Below are 16323 nucleotides of genomic sequence, written 5' to 3' on the forward strand. Positions count from 1 at the left end.
TGACAGACGACACTGAGGATGCTTGCGGAGGTTGGACAAGCGCCAGCCACGCGCGTCCGGAACGGTTGTAGTCGCCGTGGAGCGCGTCCGGACCGTGGCGGACGGCGCTCGGCAATGGGTTCGTTGGCCATCCATTTCGTACCGAGTCGCTTTTGCCGCCGCCATGCCAACGTCCGCCTGTGCTATCGGTCGAGTTACACGCCCACTCGTCGCTCTCCTACGACGGTCGGGACCCCATAGACCTCCTGCTCCAGCAGGCGGAGGCCGTCGGGTTGGACGCCGTCGCGGTCACCGACCACGACGAGATAGACGCCAGCCTCGAAGCCGCAGAGAAGGCCCCGGAGTACGGGCTGGTCGGACTCCCCGGCATGGAAATCAGTACGACGGCGGGTCACGTCCTCGCGCTCGGTATCGAGGAACGCATCCCCGCCGGACTGTCCTTCGACGAGACGCTCGACCGAATCGCCGATGCGGGCGGCGTCGCAGTCGTTCCCCACCCGTTCCAGAAGTCCCGCAGTGGCGTGATGGCGAACATTACCGGATCGCAACTCGCCCAGGCAGACGCCATCGAGGTGTACAACTCGCGCCTACTCACGGGCCGCGGTAACCGGAAGGCAGAACAGTTCGCCGAGCGCCACGACCTGCCGAAGACGGCGGGCAGTGACGCCCACATCAGCGAGATGGTTGGGCAAGCAGTCACGCGAATCGACGCCGAGGAGCGAACGACGGAGGGGATTCTCGACGCGGTCCTCGACGGCCGGACGAGCGTCGAAGGAAAACGCACGCCGTGGCGAATCAGCTTCCGACAGGCGGCGGGCGGTGCGAAACGCCGGGTCAAGAATCGACTCGGCGACATGCTGTGATTCGCGGCGCGTCGGTCGAACACGTCGCCTCGGCCGTCGCCGACGGTGACGCGCTATCTGGAACTACTGGCTTCGCTGGCCGACTGCCCGACGGCCGACTCGTCCGGGACGTACTCGGCAGGCAACCGCTCTTCTACGACCGCGACGACGCAGCAGCGTGGAGTTTCGACCCGTCGGACCTCGATACTCCCGAGTCGGTTCCGGCGGGACACGTGTGCCCGGCGGGCGCTTCGGACGCGCCCGCCGAGGAGTTCGAGCAGATTTTCTCACTCCCAGACCCCGCTCTGTTCGAAGACGACCGTCGAGCAGTCACGGAACTCCGTGACGCACTCGCGGCGAGTTTAGATGTAACAGCAAGCGACTCGCTCGCGGTCGCGTTTTCTGGCGGTGTGGATTCGGCAGTCGTCGCCAGCGCGTTCGACGCACCGCTGTACGTCGTCGGCTTCCCGGAGAGTCACGACGTTGCGGCCGCGCGGCAGGCCGCACGACTGATGGACAGAGAGTTGGACGTTATCGAACTCTCGCTGTCGGACGTGGAAGACGCAGTTCCGGAAGTCGCGCGCGAGACGAATCGAACGAACGCGATGGACGTGAGCATCGCACTCCCGCTGTTCCTTGCCGGAAAGCGCGCGGCCGAAGACGGCTACGACCGACTCGCCGTCGGACAGGGCGCAGACGAGTTGTTCGGTGGCTACGCGAAGGTCGCTCGTGCGCCAGAAGACCCCCGCGTCGAAGCGGACACGGTTCGCGGTGCGGCCCGCGAAGTCGTCGGCACGCTCCCTGCCCAACTAGAGCGCGACGTGCTGGCACTGCGCGGCGCTGGCGTCGAACCGGTCGCACCATTGCTGGACGACCAGGTAGTGCGTGTGGCGCTCCGATTGCCGGGCGAGTTGCTGGTCGATTCCCGCGGTGAGAGAAAGAAGGCACTCCGACTGGCGGCCCGCGAGTTCGTCCCCGACCCCGTGGCGTTCCGCGAGAAGAAGGCTGTCCAGTACGGGAGTCTCGTGAGTCGGGAACTCGATAGATTGGCTCGGCAGGCCGGGTTCAAGCGTCGGATGGACGACCACGTCTCGCAGTACGTGGCCTCGCAGGTGGGTTCTGTCGATTCTTAATCGTCCGCGCCGGCGACGAGTTTCCGGAGTTCGGGAGCGACGTCCTCGGAGGTGACGAAAGTGAGTCGCTGGCGCTCGTTGTCGATGACGAGCGTCGTTTCGTAGTGGTCCGTGCCGAACGAGTCGCCGACCGTACTTCCGACGCCGAGGAGCATTAGCGAGAGGACGATAAGTCCGAGTCCATCGACGAAATCTCGCGTCGTGACGACGAGTCCGACGAACAGGCCGACAGCGCCCGACGCGCCGAACGCGAGGGTGAGTCCTGGCCCGCTCCCCGACCGCTCGCACTCGATGGCGCGGACGTGGTCGTACTCGACGGTCACCGTTCGAGACCCGTTCGAGAGGAGCAAGCGACGCTCCGTGGCGGCGAACTCGATGGGCGAGTCGCGGGGGTCCTCGCGCGTACCTGCCCACCGTACGTCGGAGGCTTCCCACGAGAGTGCCGATTGCTCGCCAGCACGCAGTACGTCCTCGAATCCGCCGAGGCTCATGTTGGTAACGTATTGACACCCGTGGATAATTAAGCTTCTCAGAGTATAAAATAGCGTGTTCAATTGAAAATCGTTCGTGGGTAGTCGTCAGTCGATACGGCCTCTTGCTCAGCGCGACTCGACGCGTTCGATAGCCTCTTTGCCGAGTTGGACGACTTCGGTCGCCAGTTCCTCGCGGGCGTCCAGTTCGTCGGCGGTGAGCCACCTCCACGCAGACGCACCTTTCTCGCCGTCTTCCGGGTCGATTGCTCGGTTCTCGGCTTCGGCGTAGTAGATGAAATCGATGTGCTGGTGGCCGACATCGCCGTCTGGGTACACGTCGATGTCGAACAGCATCGTGTGTTCGGCAGGCGGGAGTTCTCGTCCGGCGTCGGCGACTACGCTCGTCTCCGGTTCGAGCAGTTCTACGTCGAGACCAGTCTCTTCGCGAACTTCACGTTCGGCGGCTTCGCGGGGGAGTTCATCCCGGTCTACGTGCCCACCGGGCGCGAGCCACATGTCGAGTCGGTCGTGGTGGTGCAGGGCGAGCGCGCCGCTCTCGACGACGTACGTCGTCGCGGTGAAGTGGCGAGTGGTTTCCATGTGTGTCCACAGTCATTCGGTCGATTTTGGCGTTCCGACTTTAACTAGCGTCGCGCCAGAAACTAATCGCACATCCTCGATACCCGTATCGTCTGTTGACACCACCGGAAACGGCTGAAATCGGCGTTCTGTGAACCACAAGAATTTTGATACCCTCACACCGCGTATTGGACCTGACTATGAGCGCATCCGGGTCACTGACCGTCCAGCGGGTCTCCGAACTCGTGATGGCGAACCGAACAATCAGAGCACCCTACTACCAAGCCGACCACGACGAGGGAGTTCGTTTCACGGACTTGGAGAAGGGACTCCAATGGGGTGCCGACGCTATTCCAGCCCTGTTGGGTCTCTTTCGAGTCGAGCGAGACACCCGTGACGACCATCCCGACGGCTGGGTAGGCTTCGCTCGTCACTGGCGAGGAGATACGTTGCGGGTGGACTTCGACCTGTTTTCTGGACCCGAAGAGCCAGACTCAGTCTTGGTCGTGACCGCGATTTCAGGCCGAGCGGGCGAGGAGACCATCGTGGACGAGGACTTCGGGGAAATCGAGTTGACCGACGAGGTTCCGACGCAGGAGGAGTGGGAAGTACGGAGCAAACGGTACCAAGCGGCACGGAGGAAGGACGACACCGATGGCTCGACGGCGGTGAAGGCGTACGTTGCGGCGTTACCGGGTTGGAAGAGTGAGGTTGCGACACAGTTCGACGAGATTATTCAACGAGAAGTGCCCGACGTGCGCCGCGCCGTGAAGTATCACCAGCCGTTCTATGGCGTCGAAGACGGAGGCTGGTTCGCGTCGTTCAGTGCGTTCAAGAACCACGTGAAACTGTCCTTCGTGTGTGACGCCTACCTCGAACCCGAACCGCCGAGCGGGACTGGACCGGAGAGACAAGCCTTGGACGTGAAAGAGACGGACACGCTGGACGAGGAGCAGGTCGCTTCCTGGGTCCGACAGGCCGCCGATAATCCCGGGATGGGCTGGTGAGGAAATCCGAGACGTTCGGATGACCTCCAGCCAGTCACACGTCAATCGATACGCCGTATCGCAACTGTCGCGGCCGCGATAGAGAGAACCGTCATCAGCGCCAGCGCGCCCATCGCAAGCCACGCGTCTTCGGCGGTTCCCGTCACTCGCCAGTCGAGACCGTCTCTTCATCATTAGCCGTCGCTGTCGGTTCCGACGTATCCCCCCGTTGGAATTTCGTCAGTGGGAGGAAACTCGACACGAAGATTGTCACCAAGACGAACAGCACGAGGATTACCAGCACGCTCTTCTGGGCCGTCAACATCGCGTTCTGAACGGCTTCGGTAATCTGGCGTTGGGTCGCAGGTGGAAGCCCGTTCACGAACGCCTCCTGTTGTGCTTGGGTCGTCGTCTCCGTCGCATCTTGGAGACGAACGGCGAGTTGTCGCCGAGCGTCCGCCGCGAGCGTCGTACCACTCGTGAGGCGGGTGACGCTAGCGACGACGCTCCCGTAGAACCGCGACAGCAGGACAGAACCGGCCACTGCCGTCCCGAACGCGTAGCCCAGTTGACTCAGTGAGTTGATGACGCCCGACGAGACGGCCGATTCGGACTCGGGCACGGCCGACATCGATAAATCGACCACTTGCCCGGTGAACAGTCCGAGACCGATGCCGATGACCGACATCGGCAGGACCAGTTTAGAGACAGTCAAGTCGAGTCCGATACGGCCGGTCAGCAGTAGCATTCCGACGCCGATGAGTACGAGTCCCAACTGGATGATGTGCTTCTGAGCGACGTACTGCCGCCAACCGGTCGAGACCACTGCCAATACGAGCGTGGTCACGGAGAACGGCAGTAGTGCGACACCGCTTTCGAACGCCGAAAACTCCAGTGCTGACTGGAGAAACACTGGAACCGTGAACATGAACCCGGCGAGGAACAACGACTCGCTGGCGAACGTCGAGATGCCCGCCGCGAACGTTCGATTCTGCAAGACTGTTGGAGGGACTAGCACAGGTCGGTCGGCACGCTCCTGTCGGAGTTCCCACTGCACGAACGCGAAGAGGACTACGATTCCGACCCCGATGCACCAAATCGCTGGCGAGAGGCCGAGCGGCTGAATTTGGGTCCCGCCGACGACGAACGGCCGAAGCGGGCGAATCCACCCGTAGTGCCCGGCGAGCAACGACCCGCCGATGATGCCGACGACTCCGAGAATCGACAGTATCGTCCCGCCAGCGTCGAACGCGATGGTCTCGTCGTTCGGCTTCGATTCCAGATACCGGAGCGCCAATACGACGATTACGAACACGACGAGGAGTTCGCCGAGCAAGCCCCAGCGCCAGCTTCCGTAGGTCGTGAGGGTTCCACCGACCATCGGTCCGACGGCGACCCCGACGGCCGTCACGCCCCCGATGGCCCCGAAGGCTTTCGCCCGGTTGGTTCCAGCGTAGTTCTCCACGACGATAGAGTAGGTAATCGGCAACAGGAGAGCGGCCGCGACGCCTTCGATGAGTGACCAACCGAGAAAGAGGACAGCGAAGTTCCAGCTGATGCCTGCCAGAAAGGTCCCGACGCTGTAGACGGCGAGCGTGACGAGGAGGAGTCGCCTGGAATCGAGGGCCGCTCTGAGGCTTCCGCCGGGAATGATGAGTGCGGCCATCACCATCGAATACACGGCGATAGCTCCTTGCAGCGAACTGACCGTGGTGTTCAAGTCCTCGACGATGGACGGCACGGCGACGTTCATCATCGACGAGTCGAGTACCCCGAGGAACATGCTCATCGACGCGATGACTGCGGGTCCCCAGAACCGAACGCTCGACTGCGTTCGCGTGTCTCCCGGTTGCGTTTCCCCCGACTCCGGGTTACTCATGAACCGGAGGTTCTACGACACGGAACCACTAATACGTATCTTCGGTGGCTCTTCCGTAATCAGCGATACTCTCGGCGAGCGACCTCGCCGGTTCGAGAGTTTGCCGAGCAATTCGGAGGCGCGGTAGCGACGGAAAATTAGAGCGCGACGGTGTCTTCTTCCGCTTCGAGCAGTTCGTGATAGCGGTTGCGAATGGTGACCTCGCTGATGTCCGAAACGTCGCTGACCTCGGCTTGGGTCACTTTCTCGTTGCTGAGGAGAGCACCGGCGTAGACGGCCGCAGCGGCGAGACCGACCGGCGACTTGCCGCTGTGGATGCCCTTCTCGGTGGCGTTGTCGAGGAGTTCCCGGGCACGCCGTTCGACTTCCTCGCTCACGCCGAGGTCCGAGACGAACCGCGGGACGTAGCTCTTGGGGTCTGCGGGCTGGATTTCGAGGCCGAGTTCTCGGACGACGTAGCGATACGTGCGAGCGATTTCGTCCTTCTCGACCCGCGAGACGTTCGCTATCTCGTCCAGACTTCGCGGGGTTCCCGCTTGGCGGGCGGCCGCGTAGAGCGCGCTCGTAGCGACACCTTCGATGGAGCGGCCCGGTAGGAGGTCCTCGTTCAGTGCGCGCCGATAGATGACCGACGCCGTCTCCCGGACGTTGTCGGGGAGACCAGACGCACTCGCCATCCGGTCGATTTCGCCGAGCGCCTGCTTGAGGTTGCGCTCCTTGCTGTCTCGTGTTCGGAACCGCTCGTTCCACTTACGCAGGCGCTGCATCTTCTGGCGTTGGCGCGACCCCAGTGAGTTGCCGTAGGCGTCCTTGTCCTGCCAGCCGATGTTGGTCGAGAGACCCTTGTCGTGCATCGTGTTGGTGGTGGGCGCGCCGACCCTGCTCTTCTCGTCTTTCTCACTGGCGTCGAAGGCACGCCACTCCGGGCCGGGGTCGATTTGGTCTTCGTCCACGACTAGTCCGCACTCCGCACAGACGGTCTCACCGCGCTCGTCGTCGGCGACGAGGTTGCCGCCACATTCGGGGCAGACCTGCTCGTCCTCCCGTTCACGCTCCGTTTCGTCCGCCGCTCGCTCGTTCGTTCGGTTGCGAATTTGTGTGTTAGTCATGGTCAGAATCATAGGTGCGTCGTTCGACGGGACAACCGAAGGTAGAGGGGTCGCTGTCGCAGAGGTCAGAATACGTTCTTCAGTTGCGGTCGTATCTACTTAAAGACTGTGGCGGTTCGATGCAACGTTTTCTTCAGTTCATCAATATCTGACTTTCTCGGTCCCGAAAACCCCGGAATCTCTATGTTGTGTGTTCGGCGCAATTCCCTATCTTTTTAATATGGTTGTTGCGAGCGGTTCAGCGTCGAATCGAGACCCCGTATCGAAACCCTTACCGCTGGCCCACGAAACCCTACAGGTATGAGCGAATCGTCTCCCGGACCCGAGGAGGTCCGCAACATCGCCCGCCTCGCGCGCGTCGATCTCGACGACGAGGAGGTCGAGCGGTTCACCGAGCAGTTCGCGGACATCCTCGACTACTTCGAAACGCTGGACGAAGTACCAGAGGTCGAACGTGACGCCGACCTCGTGAACGTGATGCGCGAAGACGAGGCCCGCGAGTGCCTGAGCCAAGAGGACGCACTCGCCAACGCACCAGAGACCGAAGACGGCTACTTCAAAGGACCGAACGTCTCGTAACTATGAGTTCCGACGCGAACATCTTCATCACGGAAACGACCATCGAGGGCGAGGAGGACGGCCCGCTCGCGGGCAAGTCCGTCGCCGTCAAGGACAACATCAGCACCGAGGGCGTGCGCACGACCTGCGCCTCCGAGATGCTGGACGACTACGTGCCGCCGTACGACGCCACGGTCGTCCAGAAGTTGAAGGACGCTGGCGCGACCATCGTCGGTAAGACGAACATGGACGAGTTCGGCATGGGTTCGACCACCGAAACGTCGGCGTATGGCGCGACGGTGAATCCTGTCGCGACCGACCGGGTTCCCGGTGGTTCTTCCGGCGGCAGTGCGGCCGCCGTCGCGGCAGGAAAAGCAGACCTCGCGCTCGGGTCCGACACGGGTGGCTCGATTCGGAACCCGGCGGCGTTCTGCGGCGTCGTCGGCATCAAGCCGACCTACGGACTCGTCTCGCGCTACGGACTCGTGGCCTACGCGAACAGTCTCGAACAGATCGGCCCGCTCGCGCCGACTGTCGAGGAGGCCGCAGGCCTGCTGGACGTGATTAGTGGTCCTGACGAACACGACGGTACCTCCCGAGAAGAAGGTGCAGACTCCGACTACGCCAGCGCGGCGGACGGCGATGTCGAGGGGCTAACGATTGGTGTTCCAACCGAACTCATCGAGGGTGCGGACGAAGGCGTCGTGGAGCGCTTCGAGGAGACGCTGGACGACCTCCGAGAGCAGGGCGCGACCGTCGAAGAGGTCACGCTCCCCTCGGTCGAACACGCGGTGGAAGCCTACTACGTCATCGCCATGTCGGAAGCCTCCTCGAACCTCGCGCGCTTCGACGGCGTGCGCTACGGGAAATCGGGCGGTTTCGACGGTAACTGGAACGAGACGTTCAGCGAGGCTCGCGAAGAGGCCTTCGGCGAAGAGGTCAAGCGCCGCATCCTGCTCGGCACGTACGCGCTTTCGGCGGGGTACCACGACAAGTACTACAAGCAGGCACAGGACGCTCGCGCGTGGATCAAGCAGGACTTCGACGAGACCTTCGAACAGGTTGACGTCGTGGCGAGTCCGACGATGCCGACCCCGCCGTTCGAAGTCGGCGAGAGTCTGGACGACCCGCTCAAGATGTACCTCGCGGACGCGAACACCGTCCCCGCGAATCTGGCCGACCTGCCCGCTATTTCGGTGCCTGCTGGTGAGGTTGACGGATTGCCGGTTGGGATTCAGTTCATGGGTCCGGCGTTCGGCGAGGAGACGATTGTTCGGGCGGGCAGTGCTGTGGAGAACTGACCGTTTCGTTCGATTTTCGCTTTTTGGTGAGCTATTCTGTTCGACGTAGCGACGGAAGAATCTGCAAGAGAAGTCGTCTGTATCGGATTATTCGTACGCCAAGTTCATGATCCACTGCGAGAAGGCGTCGCTCTCGGCGTCGATTTCCTCTTCACCGATGAACGGCGAGAGCATGTCGCCTGCCATCAACAGCGAGAAGTCCAAGTCGCGTGGCGCGGGCGTGATGAGATAGGTGTTGTGTCCGTTGTACACCGTCTCCTCGCGCTGGACGAGGCCCTTCTCGAACAGGGAGTCCACGATGCGACTCCCCTTGCGGGAGTCAACGTCGAGTTCCTTCCAGAAGTCGCTCTGGTGGATGCCGCCGGTCTCCCTGACGAGTTCGAGGCCCGCGAGCTCCGCTTCGCTGAGGTCCTCTTCGGATACAGCCATACCACAACGTGAGAACGGGAGCGGTTTAAAATTGATTGTCTTCGATTTCGACCCGCTCGTAGTCGGTCTCGCAGGGCTTGCCGTCGGCGAACCAGTAGCGTCCCGTTCCGTCTTCGTCGAGCGTGACCAGCGACGAGGACTTCGTCCCGTAGCCCTCCGCGTGGACGCAGGCTTTCAGGTCGTGGTCGCGCAGGACGCCTTTCACGTGGTCGAACCACGCGTCGGCCGTCTCGTGATACTCGGGATGTGCGGCTTCGCGGATGCGCTTGGCTTTCGGGGCCGCGCCGTTGTGCCCTTCGTTGACGACGACGTGAACGCCGGGTCCAAGATGCGAGGTTCGAAGGACCCCGTCCCACTCTAACAGGGTCGCCTCCTCGGCGTCGGCGACGACGAGGTTGAAGCCAGCGTACTCTCGCCCCGCGAGTTCCGTTCGGACGAACGAAACGGCGTCTGCGGCCGACTCGCTGGCGAGGGCGTCCCGGACGAGTAGACCACGCGAGCGTTCGCCGTCGATGTCCGACCGTCGATTCGTGATGGCGACGAACAAGCCCTCGTCGTTGTAGCCGAGCCACGTCCCGCCCGCTTCGGCGTCCTGTGGCGCGACGACCGTGGGGTCGCTGTCGAGGACGCCGGGCGGCCGAGAGGGGCGACCCAGTGCTTCGTCACGGTTCGCGGCGGCGGCTATCGGCGTCCCGTCGAACACCCGCCACGCGAGGATGAGCGTGCACACGGGCACTACTACGGTCGTTACCGGCTAAAAGGTCGCGGCCCCGGCAGGAAGCGGGGGCTGCCCGTCTCGTGGTCGAATACCGCTATCTTGTCAGGTAGACAAGGACTTATGCTCGTTCGGGTCGAGAGAGGGCCGGGGTTCGAGAATGATAGAGCGGATAGAGAGACGCGAACTCATCAAATTGGGAGTCGCTCTCACCGGAATCGGCGTCGTGGAGTCGGCGGGCGCGCAAGAAACGACTACCGAACAGGAGACTACCACGCAGGGCGAGGCGACGACGCTATTCGTCGCCGCCCTCTCGGGAGTCGAGCAGAACCCGCCAGTCGAGACGCCTGCGACGGGCCTCGCCATCTTCGCTGTCGGCGAAGACGGCGTGGACTACTCGCTGGCGGTGGCGAACGTCGAGAACGTCATCATGGCGCACGTCCACCTCGGCGGCCCGGACGAGAACGGCCCGGTGGGCGTCTGGCTCTATCCCAGCGTGGACGCGCGCGAGCCAGAATTACGACAGGGAGAATCGAACGGAGTCATAGCACAGGGGACCATCACGAGTGACGAGTTCGTAGGGCCGCTCGACGGCGAATCGCTGTCGGTACTGCTCGACGCCATGCGCTCGGAGGAAGCGTACGTCAACGTCCACACCCAGCAGAACGAGGCAGGCGAAATCCGCGGACAGACGCGTCCCGTCGAGACACTACTGTAGCTGACTACTCGTCGCAATCGTCACCCTCGTCGTGCTCGTCGCGCTCGTCGCGCTCGTCGCGCTCATCTCCGCGCTCGTCACACTCGCCGTCCGCTAGCAGACGCTCGCGGACGGCCTCGCGCTCGACGGTTCCGGACGCGGTCCGCGGCAGTTCGTCGGCGAACGCGATTGTCTTCGGACATTTGTAGCCCGCCAATCTATCGCGGCAGTGAGCGTCGAGGGCGTCTTCTGTGAGCGATGCGTCCCGGTCAGTCGCGTCCTCCTCCGGCACCACGAGTGCGGCGACGCGCTCGCCCCACTCGTCGTCTGCGAGGCCGACGACAGCGGCTTCGCGGATTTTCGGATGCGAGCGCAGGACCTCGACTACCTCGCCGGGGTGGACGTTCTCGCCGCCGGTGACGATGCGGTCCTCGCGCCGATTCAGAATCCAGAGTCGCCCACCGTCGTCGCGGTAGCCCACGTCGCCGGTATGGAATCCGTGGGTACCGAACGCTTCTTCCGTTGCCTCCGAATCGCCGTAGTAGCCAGTCATCACGGTCGGTCCCGAAACGACGAGTTCACCCGCTTCACCGGACGGCAGAGGAGTACCGTCGTCGTCCACCACGGTCACGTCGGTGCCGAGTAGGGGACGGCCGACCGTACCGTCGTAGTCGAACGCCTCTCGGGGGGACGCGGTGGCAATCTGAGAAGTCGTCTCGGTCATGCCGTAGGTCGGGTGGACTGGCACGCCGCGCGTCTCACAGCGCGCGAGAAGTTCGTCCGAGGCAGGTGCGCCACCGAGTAGGACGAACCGGAGCGAGTCGGCTAGGTCGGAAGCACCGAGCATCCGCCGGAGCATCGTCGGCACGAGCGAGACGCCGGTGACCTCGTACTCAGCAATCGCGGTCGTCGCGGCAGTCGCGTCGAAGCCCTCCTGCAAGACGACGGCCGTCCCGTACAGCGCCGACCGGAGGACGACCGAGAGGCCGCCCATGTGGTACATCGAGAGGCAGAGCAACCAGCGGTCCTCGGGGAGGACGCCGAGGCGGAACGCCGAGGCAGTCGCGCTGGCGAAGAAGTTCCCCATCGAGAGGGAGACTGCTTTCGGGTCGCCGGTCGTGCCGGAGGTGAACAGCATCGCCATCGTGTCTGTGGGGGACCACTCGACTGGTTCGAATTGCTGTGTTCCCTGTTCGCGCAGGGCGACCGCTCCTTTCTCCTCGGGCGAATCGACGCTTGCCACTGGAATCGTCGCGGCGCGCTCTGACGTGCTACGACGCTGCGCGACGGCGATGGCATCGGCTTCCGTCTGGCGCTCGCAGACGAGTGCCGTCACGTCTGCCGTCTCGGCCTGCCGCTCCAACTCTGGCCGAGCGAGTCTCGCGTTCAGCGGCACCAGCACCGCACCGAGTCGCATCGCCGCGTGAACGACCCTGACGAACGCCACGCGAGTCTCCATCAGCACGCCGAGGTGGTCGCCTTCTTCGACACCCCGCGCGGCGAGTTGACCAGCGGTCTCCGCGACCGCGTCGTCTAGTTCTGCGTAGCTCCATTCGGTCCCGTCGTCGGCTTCCACGAGCGCCGTCTTTTCGGGAGACGCGCGCGCTCTGTGGGTCAACCAGTCGCGCGTTGGCGGTTCCTCACGCATCGCTCTCGCCTCCGTTCTCCCCGTCGATTCCCTCGCCTCCGCTATTATTGGCACCCCACGTATCCGCGGTGCCGTTGCCGTCGCCCTGCGGGACCAGCACGTGGCCGTCTGCGACCGGGGCGATGTCCGGCCCCAAATCCGAGTCGAGCATCGTCGCGGTAGCGAGACCGCAGGCCGACACGTCCGGAATCGCGGCCGCGACGTGGACTGCCGCGGTGCGAGCGACTGCGCCGTCGATAGTCGTGGTCACGACCGGTTCGACGCCGGATTCGCGTGCGTTTCTCGCTAACTCGACCGTTCTGCTCGGGCCACCGAGTGCCATCGGCTTCAAAATCACCGCTTCGGGATTCGCGTCGAGGGCGTCTTCGAGTGGGACTTCGGCGAGCGTCTCGTCTAGTGCGACCGGTCCGTCGAGCGCGGCGAGACCCGCGATGTCGGTCGCGTCGAGCGGTTGCTCGACGTATTCGATACTCTCGCCGACCGCACCTAAGAAAGTCTGGGCCTGCCCGCGATTCCACGCGGCGTTGGCGTCGGCGCGGAGTTCGGCGTCTGGACAGGCGTCCCGGACTGCTTCGACGCGTGCGATATCAGCTGAGAGGTCTCGCGCGCCGACCTTCAGCTTCAAGCAATCGAAGCCTTCGGTGGTCGCTCGCTCTGCATCCGCTACGGTCTCCTCGACTCCGGAGTCCCCGATGGTCGCATTGGCGGGAACTCGTTCGACGACGCGGTCGGTCGATTCGTCGCCGTCGGCACGCCAGAGAGCGTCGAGATACTGGTAAAGCGGGACGCCTTCGTTGGTCGCTTCGCGGTCGGCGAGCGCGAGGTCGAGGGCGTGGCGCGCGGCGGGAGTTTCGTCCATGCCCGCGATAACGCCTTTCGAAGCCGGATTTTCCGGCTCTGCGTCGAGTCGCTCTATCGCAGTTTCGAGTGCCTGTTCGCAGTCGTCTCTCGATTCGGTCCATCCCGGAAGCGGAGTGGCTTCGCCGACGCCGACGACTCCCGCGGACTCCACTCGGAACAGGAAGCCGTCCCGTCGCTCGATTGGACCGCGAGCAGTGTCGAGCGGCGAAGCGAGCGGCAACGAGAACGGTCGAATTTCGGCGTTCATCGTGTTCAAACTAACATCCCGAGCGCGAACAGCACGGAATGACCCGCAAGCAGTTTACCGGTCTGTTCGAGCGCAGGGTTCAGCGCTTCTCCCGACGTATCGGAGAGGACGGTCTGGGTAATCTTGGCGGCGTAGGGAAGTGTCACCAGCGGCAGGAGAACGGCGGGACTGTACCCCGCTTCCAGCCAGAACCAGAAGGGGGCGAGATACGCGAGTGCGAGCATCCCGACGTACTCGGCTCTGCTGGCACCGTAGCCGATGATCACCGCGAGCGTCTGCTTGCCCGCCTCTTTGTCGGTTTCGAGGTCTCGGATATTGTTCACGACGAGGATGTTCGTAGAGATAGCCGCGACAGGCAGACTTGCCACGAACGCCGCGAGTGTGACGGTTCCTTCGGGAATCCCCATCGGGAACGGTGCGGCGGCGACCACAGCGGCGGCCTGCACGTAGAAGGTACCCATCACGGCGATGACGCCGAAGAAGAGGAAGACGAAAAGGTCGCCGAGGCCGTTCGACCCTAAGGGGAATGGGCCGCCCGCGTAGGCGATACCGGAGACGACGCTGGCGAGGCCGATGAGCAGGATGGGAAGCCCACCGACGTAGACCAGATAGACGCCGACGAGAATTGCGATTGCGAAGGTGAGATACATCGCGCGCTTGACTTCGGCGGGCGCGATGAGACCCGACTGCGTGACGCGGGTGAATCCCTTGCGTTCGTCGGTATCGACGCCCTTCACGGCGTCGTAGTAGTCGTTGGCGAAGTTCGTCCCGATTTGGATGAGGGCCGCGCCGACGAACGCGGCGAGTGCCGGGAGTGCGGCGAACTTAGACTCGTGGACTGCGAGGCCGACGCCGACGAAGATGGGCGCGGCGGCCGCCGGGAGGGTGTGTGGCCGGGCGGCCATCCACCACGCCTCGCGGCGGGAGTGTTCGGTAGCTACGTCGCTCATTATTTGGGGATTATGCCGAACGGGTCATAGCGTCTGTGGTTTGGGAGGTCGGAGGAATTTTGGCTTCACATCAACGAAGCAAGATATGAACGTCCGTGAGACGACGGCCGACGACGCCGAGGCGGTCCAGCGAGTCGCTCGCGCGTCATGGCACGCGGCCTACGACGAGATACTCGGGGAGGGAACAGTTACGGATAAAGTCGATTCGTGGTTCAACCTCGAGAACGTGACCGCAGACGTAAACCGCGAGGAACGACCGTTCTTCGTCGCAACCACCGAGGGTCGGGTCGTCGGGTTCGCCATTGGTGCGCCGGACGACGACCGCGACGCGACCTACCACCTGTATCGAATCTACGTCCAGCCCAACGATTGGGGGCGAGGAGTCGGAACGAAACTGCTCGAACGATTGGAGGCGGAACTGCAAAGTCGTGGCGTGGAACGGCTCCGACTGTCGGTGTTTCAGGAGAACGAGGATGCAATCGGATTCTACGAGTCGTCTGGTTTCGAGCGAGTCGAAGAGGGTGGTGCGGGTAACTTCGACTTGCCGCGACTCACATATGCCAAGGATTTGGGGTAGAAGGCGTCAAGACAGGACTGACCACCGGCGGAAACGAGAGGACGAATCAACCACCTCCAGCGTCTGCGCGAACGCAGTGAGCGCGGTTCTGCGCGCCTGCGGCGCGCTTGCGGTCCAGTGGCAGAAGACGTGAGAAATCCGTGCGCTCGGCGCACGGATTTCGAGCGTCCCTTTTTTCATCGACGTTTTTTGCGCGAGCGGTGGCAGGGCCGCGAAGCGGCCCGTTGCCACCCGAGCGGAAAAAAGGCCGGTCCTAGTAGTGCCAATCGAACTCGTCGAAGTCAGGCTCTCTGCCTTCCACGAACGCGTCTCGACCCTCTTTCGCTTCGTCGGTCATGTACCCCAGTCGAGTCGCTTCGCCCGCGAACACCTGCTGGCCGACCATGCCGTCGTCGGTCATGTTGAAGGCGTACTTGAGCATCCGCATCGCAGTCGGACTCTTCTCGTTCATCGTCTCGGCCCAGTCGAGCGCGACTTCTTCGAGTTTCTCGTGCGGGACTGCCTCGTTGACCATGCCCATCTCGGCGGCTTCTTCGGCGTCGTAGTTCTTCCCGAGGAAGAAGATTTCGCGGGCCTTCTTCTGGCCGACCTGCTTGGCGAGATACGCCGAGCCGAATCCGGCGTCGAAAGAGGCTACGTCGGGGTCGGTCTGCTTGAACAGCGCGTGGTCCTCACTGGCGATGGTCATGTCGCAGACGACGTGGAGGCTGTGGCCGCCGCCCACGGCCCAGCCGGGAACGACGCAGAGGACTGGTTTGGGGATGTGGCGGATGAGTCGCTGGACTTCCAGGATGTGCAGGCGGCCGCCCTTGGATGCTCGCTCGCTCTGTCCGTCTTCGCCGCGGTACTCGTAGCCCTCGTCGCCGCGTACCCGCTGGTCGCCGCCCGAACAGAACGCCCACCCGCCGTCTTTGGGCGACGGGCCGTTGCCGGTGAGGAGGACACAGCCCACGTCAGTCTGGCGCTTCGCGTGGTCAAGCGCGTCGTACAGTTCGTCTACAGTTTTGGGTCGGAAGGCGTTTCGAACCTCCGGCCGGTCGAACGCGATCCGGACGGTGCCCGACTCGACTGCTCGATGGTAGGTGATGTCGTCGAATTCAGGACCCGCAGACTCCCATGCGTCGGGGTCGAAGATTTCTGAGACCATGTGTCGGGGTCCGGACGGAGCGCGCAAAAAGATTCCTCGTTCACGACGAGGAGGAATTTCTATCGAGAACGTAGCTGTCTCGAAAGTCGTGATTGGTTCACCACGGTCGATAGATTCCATCACCACTACTGTGACTACTTCGAAAGCCCCGGCCCGCTCGCGGTCTCCCGACGACATATTCGACGCTCTCAG

The 16323-nt window shown here is 63.3% G+C and carries 17 protein-coding genes; 7 read left to right on the forward strand and 10 right to left on the reverse strand.

What is annotated here, in order from left to right; genetic code table 11:
- Window positions 1-179 precede the first annotated feature (179 nt).
- Window positions 180-863 carry a PHP domain-containing protein gene (locus F7R90_RS08875; RefSeq protein ID WP_158057040.1) on the forward strand — a complete coding sequence of 228 codons (684 nt, stop codon included), beginning with the start codon at window positions 180-182 and terminating at the stop codon, window positions 861-863.
- Window positions 863-1975, forward strand: coding sequence for an asparagine synthase C-terminal domain-containing protein (locus F7R90_RS08880; RefSeq protein ID WP_158058876.1), 1113 nt, complete (start codon window positions 863-865; stop codon window positions 1973-1975). Before F7R90_RS08875 ends, F7R90_RS08880 begins: the two co-directional genes overlap by 1 nt.
- On the opposite strand, the gene F7R90_RS08885 is transcribed toward F7R90_RS08880, so the two are convergent.
- Together F7R90_RS08885 and F7R90_RS08890 are read right to left on the reverse strand one after the other, a co-directional pair.
- Window positions 1972-2466, reverse strand: coding sequence for a hypothetical protein (locus tag F7R90_RS08885; protein WP_158057042.1), 495 nt, complete (start codon window positions 2464-2466; stop codon window positions 1972-1974). The genes F7R90_RS08880 and F7R90_RS08885 overlap by 4 nt on opposite strands.
- A 108-nt stretch (window positions 2467-2574) precedes the next feature.
- Window positions 2575-3048 (reverse strand): NUDIX domain-containing protein, encoded by a 474-nt coding sequence (locus F7R90_RS08890; protein WP_158057044.1) that lies wholly within the window; start codon window positions 3046-3048, stop codon window positions 2575-2577.
- 179 nt (window positions 3049-3227) lie between these two features.
- On the opposite strand from F7R90_RS08890, the gene F7R90_RS08895 reads away from it, so the two are divergent.
- Complete coding sequence (locus tag F7R90_RS08895) at window positions 3228-4034, forward strand: DUF1801 domain-containing protein (protein WP_158057046.1); 807 nt, start codon at window positions 3228-3230, stop codon at window positions 4032-4034.
- 142 nt (window positions 4035-4176) lie between these two features.
- Here the strand turns inward: F7R90_RS08895 and F7R90_RS08900 are convergent, their stop codons facing one another.
- Together F7R90_RS08900 and F7R90_RS08905 are read right to left on the reverse strand one after the other, a co-directional pair.
- On the reverse strand, window positions 4177-5892 hold the full coding sequence (locus tag F7R90_RS08900) for an MFS transporter (protein ID WP_158057048.1): 1716 nt from the start codon (window positions 5890-5892) through the stop codon (window positions 4177-4179).
- 137 nt (window positions 5893-6029) lie between these two features.
- Window positions 6030-7001: a transcription initiation factor IIB gene (locus F7R90_RS08905; RefSeq protein ID WP_192498449.1), complete on the reverse strand. Its 972-nt coding sequence runs from the start codon at window positions 6999-7001 to the stop codon at window positions 6030-6032.
- A 300-nt stretch (window positions 7002-7301) separates the two neighbouring features.
- On the opposite strand from F7R90_RS08905, the gene gatC reads away from it, so the two are divergent.
- Window positions 7302-7580 carry an Asp-tRNA(Asn)/Glu-tRNA(Gln) amidotransferase subunit GatC gene (gene gatC, locus F7R90_RS08910; RefSeq protein ID WP_158057052.1) on the forward strand — a complete coding sequence of 93 codons (279 nt, stop codon included), beginning with the start codon at window positions 7302-7304 and terminating at the stop codon, window positions 7578-7580.
- A gap of 2 nt (window positions 7581-7582) precedes the next feature.
- On the forward strand, window positions 7583-8860 hold the full coding sequence (gene gatA, locus F7R90_RS08915; RefSeq protein ID WP_158057054.1) for an Asp-tRNA(Asn)/Glu-tRNA(Gln) amidotransferase subunit GatA: 1278 nt from the start codon (window positions 7583-7585) through the stop codon (window positions 8858-8860).
- Window positions 8861-8947: 87 nt separating this feature from the next.
- Here gatA and F7R90_RS08920 read toward each other — a convergent pair whose 3' ends face one another.
- Together F7R90_RS08920 and F7R90_RS08925 are read right to left on the reverse strand one after the other, a co-directional pair.
- Window positions 8948-9289, reverse strand: a complete 342-nt coding sequence (locus F7R90_RS08920; RefSeq protein WP_158057056.1) for a helix-turn-helix transcriptional regulator — start codon at window positions 9287-9289, stop codon at window positions 8948-8950.
- A 25-nt stretch (window positions 9290-9314) separates the two neighbouring features.
- Window positions 9315-10019, reverse strand: coding sequence for an NRDE family protein (locus F7R90_RS08925; protein ID WP_158057058.1), 705 nt, complete (start codon window positions 10017-10019; stop codon window positions 9315-9317).
- 145 nt (window positions 10020-10164) lie between these two features.
- Here F7R90_RS08925 and F7R90_RS08930 point away from each other — a divergent pair, with 145 nt between their 5' ends.
- The gene (locus tag F7R90_RS08930) at window positions 10165-10722 is read left to right on the forward strand and encodes a CHRD domain-containing protein (RefSeq protein ID WP_158057060.1); all 558 of its coding nucleotides are present in this window, start codon (window positions 10165-10167) and stop codon (window positions 10720-10722) included.
- 4 nt (window positions 10723-10726) lie between these two features.
- On the opposite strand, the gene menE is transcribed toward F7R90_RS08930, so the two are convergent.
- The 3 genes from menE to F7R90_RS08945 are packed head-to-tail and all read right to left on the reverse strand — an operon-like array spanning window position 10727 to window position 14407.
- A complete protein-coding gene (menE, locus tag F7R90_RS08935; protein WP_158057062.1) occupies window positions 10727-12349 on the reverse strand; it encodes an o-succinylbenzoate--CoA ligase in 1623 nt (540 codons plus the stop codon).
- Window positions 12342-13457: a mandelate racemase/muconate lactonizing enzyme family protein gene (locus tag F7R90_RS08940; protein ID WP_158057064.1), complete on the reverse strand. Its 1116-nt coding sequence runs from the start codon at window positions 13455-13457 to the stop codon at window positions 12342-12344. Before F7R90_RS08940 ends, menE begins: the two co-directional genes overlap by 8 nt.
- Window positions 13458-13462: 5 nt before the next feature.
- Window positions 13463-14407 carry a 1,4-dihydroxy-2-naphthoate polyprenyltransferase gene (locus tag F7R90_RS08945; protein ID WP_158057066.1) on the reverse strand — a complete coding sequence of 315 codons (945 nt, stop codon included), beginning with the start codon at window positions 14405-14407 and terminating at the stop codon, window positions 13463-13465.
- 85 nt (window positions 14408-14492) lie between these two features.
- Here F7R90_RS08945 and F7R90_RS08950 point away from each other — a divergent pair, with 85 nt between their 5' ends.
- Complete coding sequence (locus tag F7R90_RS08950; protein WP_158057068.1) at window positions 14493-14984, forward strand: GNAT family N-acetyltransferase; 492 nt, start codon at window positions 14493-14495, stop codon at window positions 14982-14984.
- Window positions 14985-15237: 253 nt separating this feature from the next.
- On the opposite strand, the gene F7R90_RS08955 is transcribed toward F7R90_RS08950, so the two are convergent.
- Window positions 15238-16131 carry a 1,4-dihydroxy-2-naphthoyl-CoA synthase gene (locus F7R90_RS08955; protein ID WP_158057069.1) on the reverse strand — a complete coding sequence of 298 codons (894 nt, stop codon included), beginning with the start codon at window positions 16129-16131 and terminating at the stop codon, window positions 15238-15240.
- Window positions 16132-16323: the final 192 nt, after the last annotated feature.

Source organism: Halorussus halophilus (genome assembly GCF_008831545.1).
GTDB classification, from domain to species: domain Archaea; phylum Halobacteriota; class Halobacteria; order Halobacteriales; family Haladaptataceae; genus Halorussus; species Halorussus halophilus.

Coding starts and splice junctions, on each gene's coding strand:
- F7R90_RS08885 (WP_158057042.1), bottom strand. CDS start 2,466: ATGAGCCTCGGCGGATTCGAGGACGTACTGCGTGCTGGCGAGCAATCG.
- F7R90_RS08890 (WP_158057044.1), bottom strand. CDS start 3,048: ATGGAAACCACTCGCCACTTCACCGCGACGACGTACGTCGTCGAGAGC.
- F7R90_RS08895 (WP_158057046.1), top strand. CDS start 3,228: ATGAGCGCATCCGGGTCACTGACCGTCCAGCGGGTCTCCGAACTCGTG.
- F7R90_RS08900 (WP_158057048.1), bottom strand. CDS start 5,892: ATGAGTAACCCGGAGTCGGGGGAAACGCAACCGGGAGACACGCGAACG.
- F7R90_RS08905 (WP_192498449.1), bottom strand. CDS start 7,001: ATGACTAACACACAAATTCGCAACCGAACGAACGAGCGAGCGGCGGAC.
- gatC (WP_158057052.1), top strand. CDS start 7,302: ATGAGCGAATCGTCTCCCGGACCCGAGGAGGTCCGCAACATCGCCCGC.
- gatA (WP_158057054.1), top strand. CDS start 7,583: ATGAGTTCCGACGCGAACATCTTCATCACGGAAACGACCATCGAGGGC.
- F7R90_RS08920 (WP_158057056.1), bottom strand. CDS start 9,289: ATGGCTGTATCCGAAGAGGACCTCAGCGAAGCGGAGCTCGCGGGCCTC.
- F7R90_RS08930 (WP_158057060.1), top strand. CDS start 10,165: ATGATAGAGCGGATAGAGAGACGCGAACTCATCAAATTGGGAGTCGCT.
- menE (WP_158057062.1), bottom strand. CDS start 12,349: ATGCGTGAGGAACCGCCAACGCGCGACTGGTTGACCCACAGAGCGCGC.
- F7R90_RS08940 (WP_158057064.1), bottom strand. CDS start 13,457: ATGAACGCCGAAATTCGACCGTTCTCGTTGCCGCTCGCTTCGCCGCTC.
- F7R90_RS08945 (WP_158057066.1), bottom strand. CDS start 14,407: ATGAGCGACGTAGCTACCGAACACTCCCGCCGCGAGGCGTGGTGGATG.
- F7R90_RS08950 (WP_158057068.1), top strand. CDS start 14,493: ATGAACGTCCGTGAGACGACGGCCGACGACGCCGAGGCGGTCCAGCGA.
- F7R90_RS08955 (WP_158057069.1), bottom strand. CDS start 16,131: ATGGTCTCAGAAATCTTCGACCCCGACGCATGGGAGTCTGCGGGTCCT.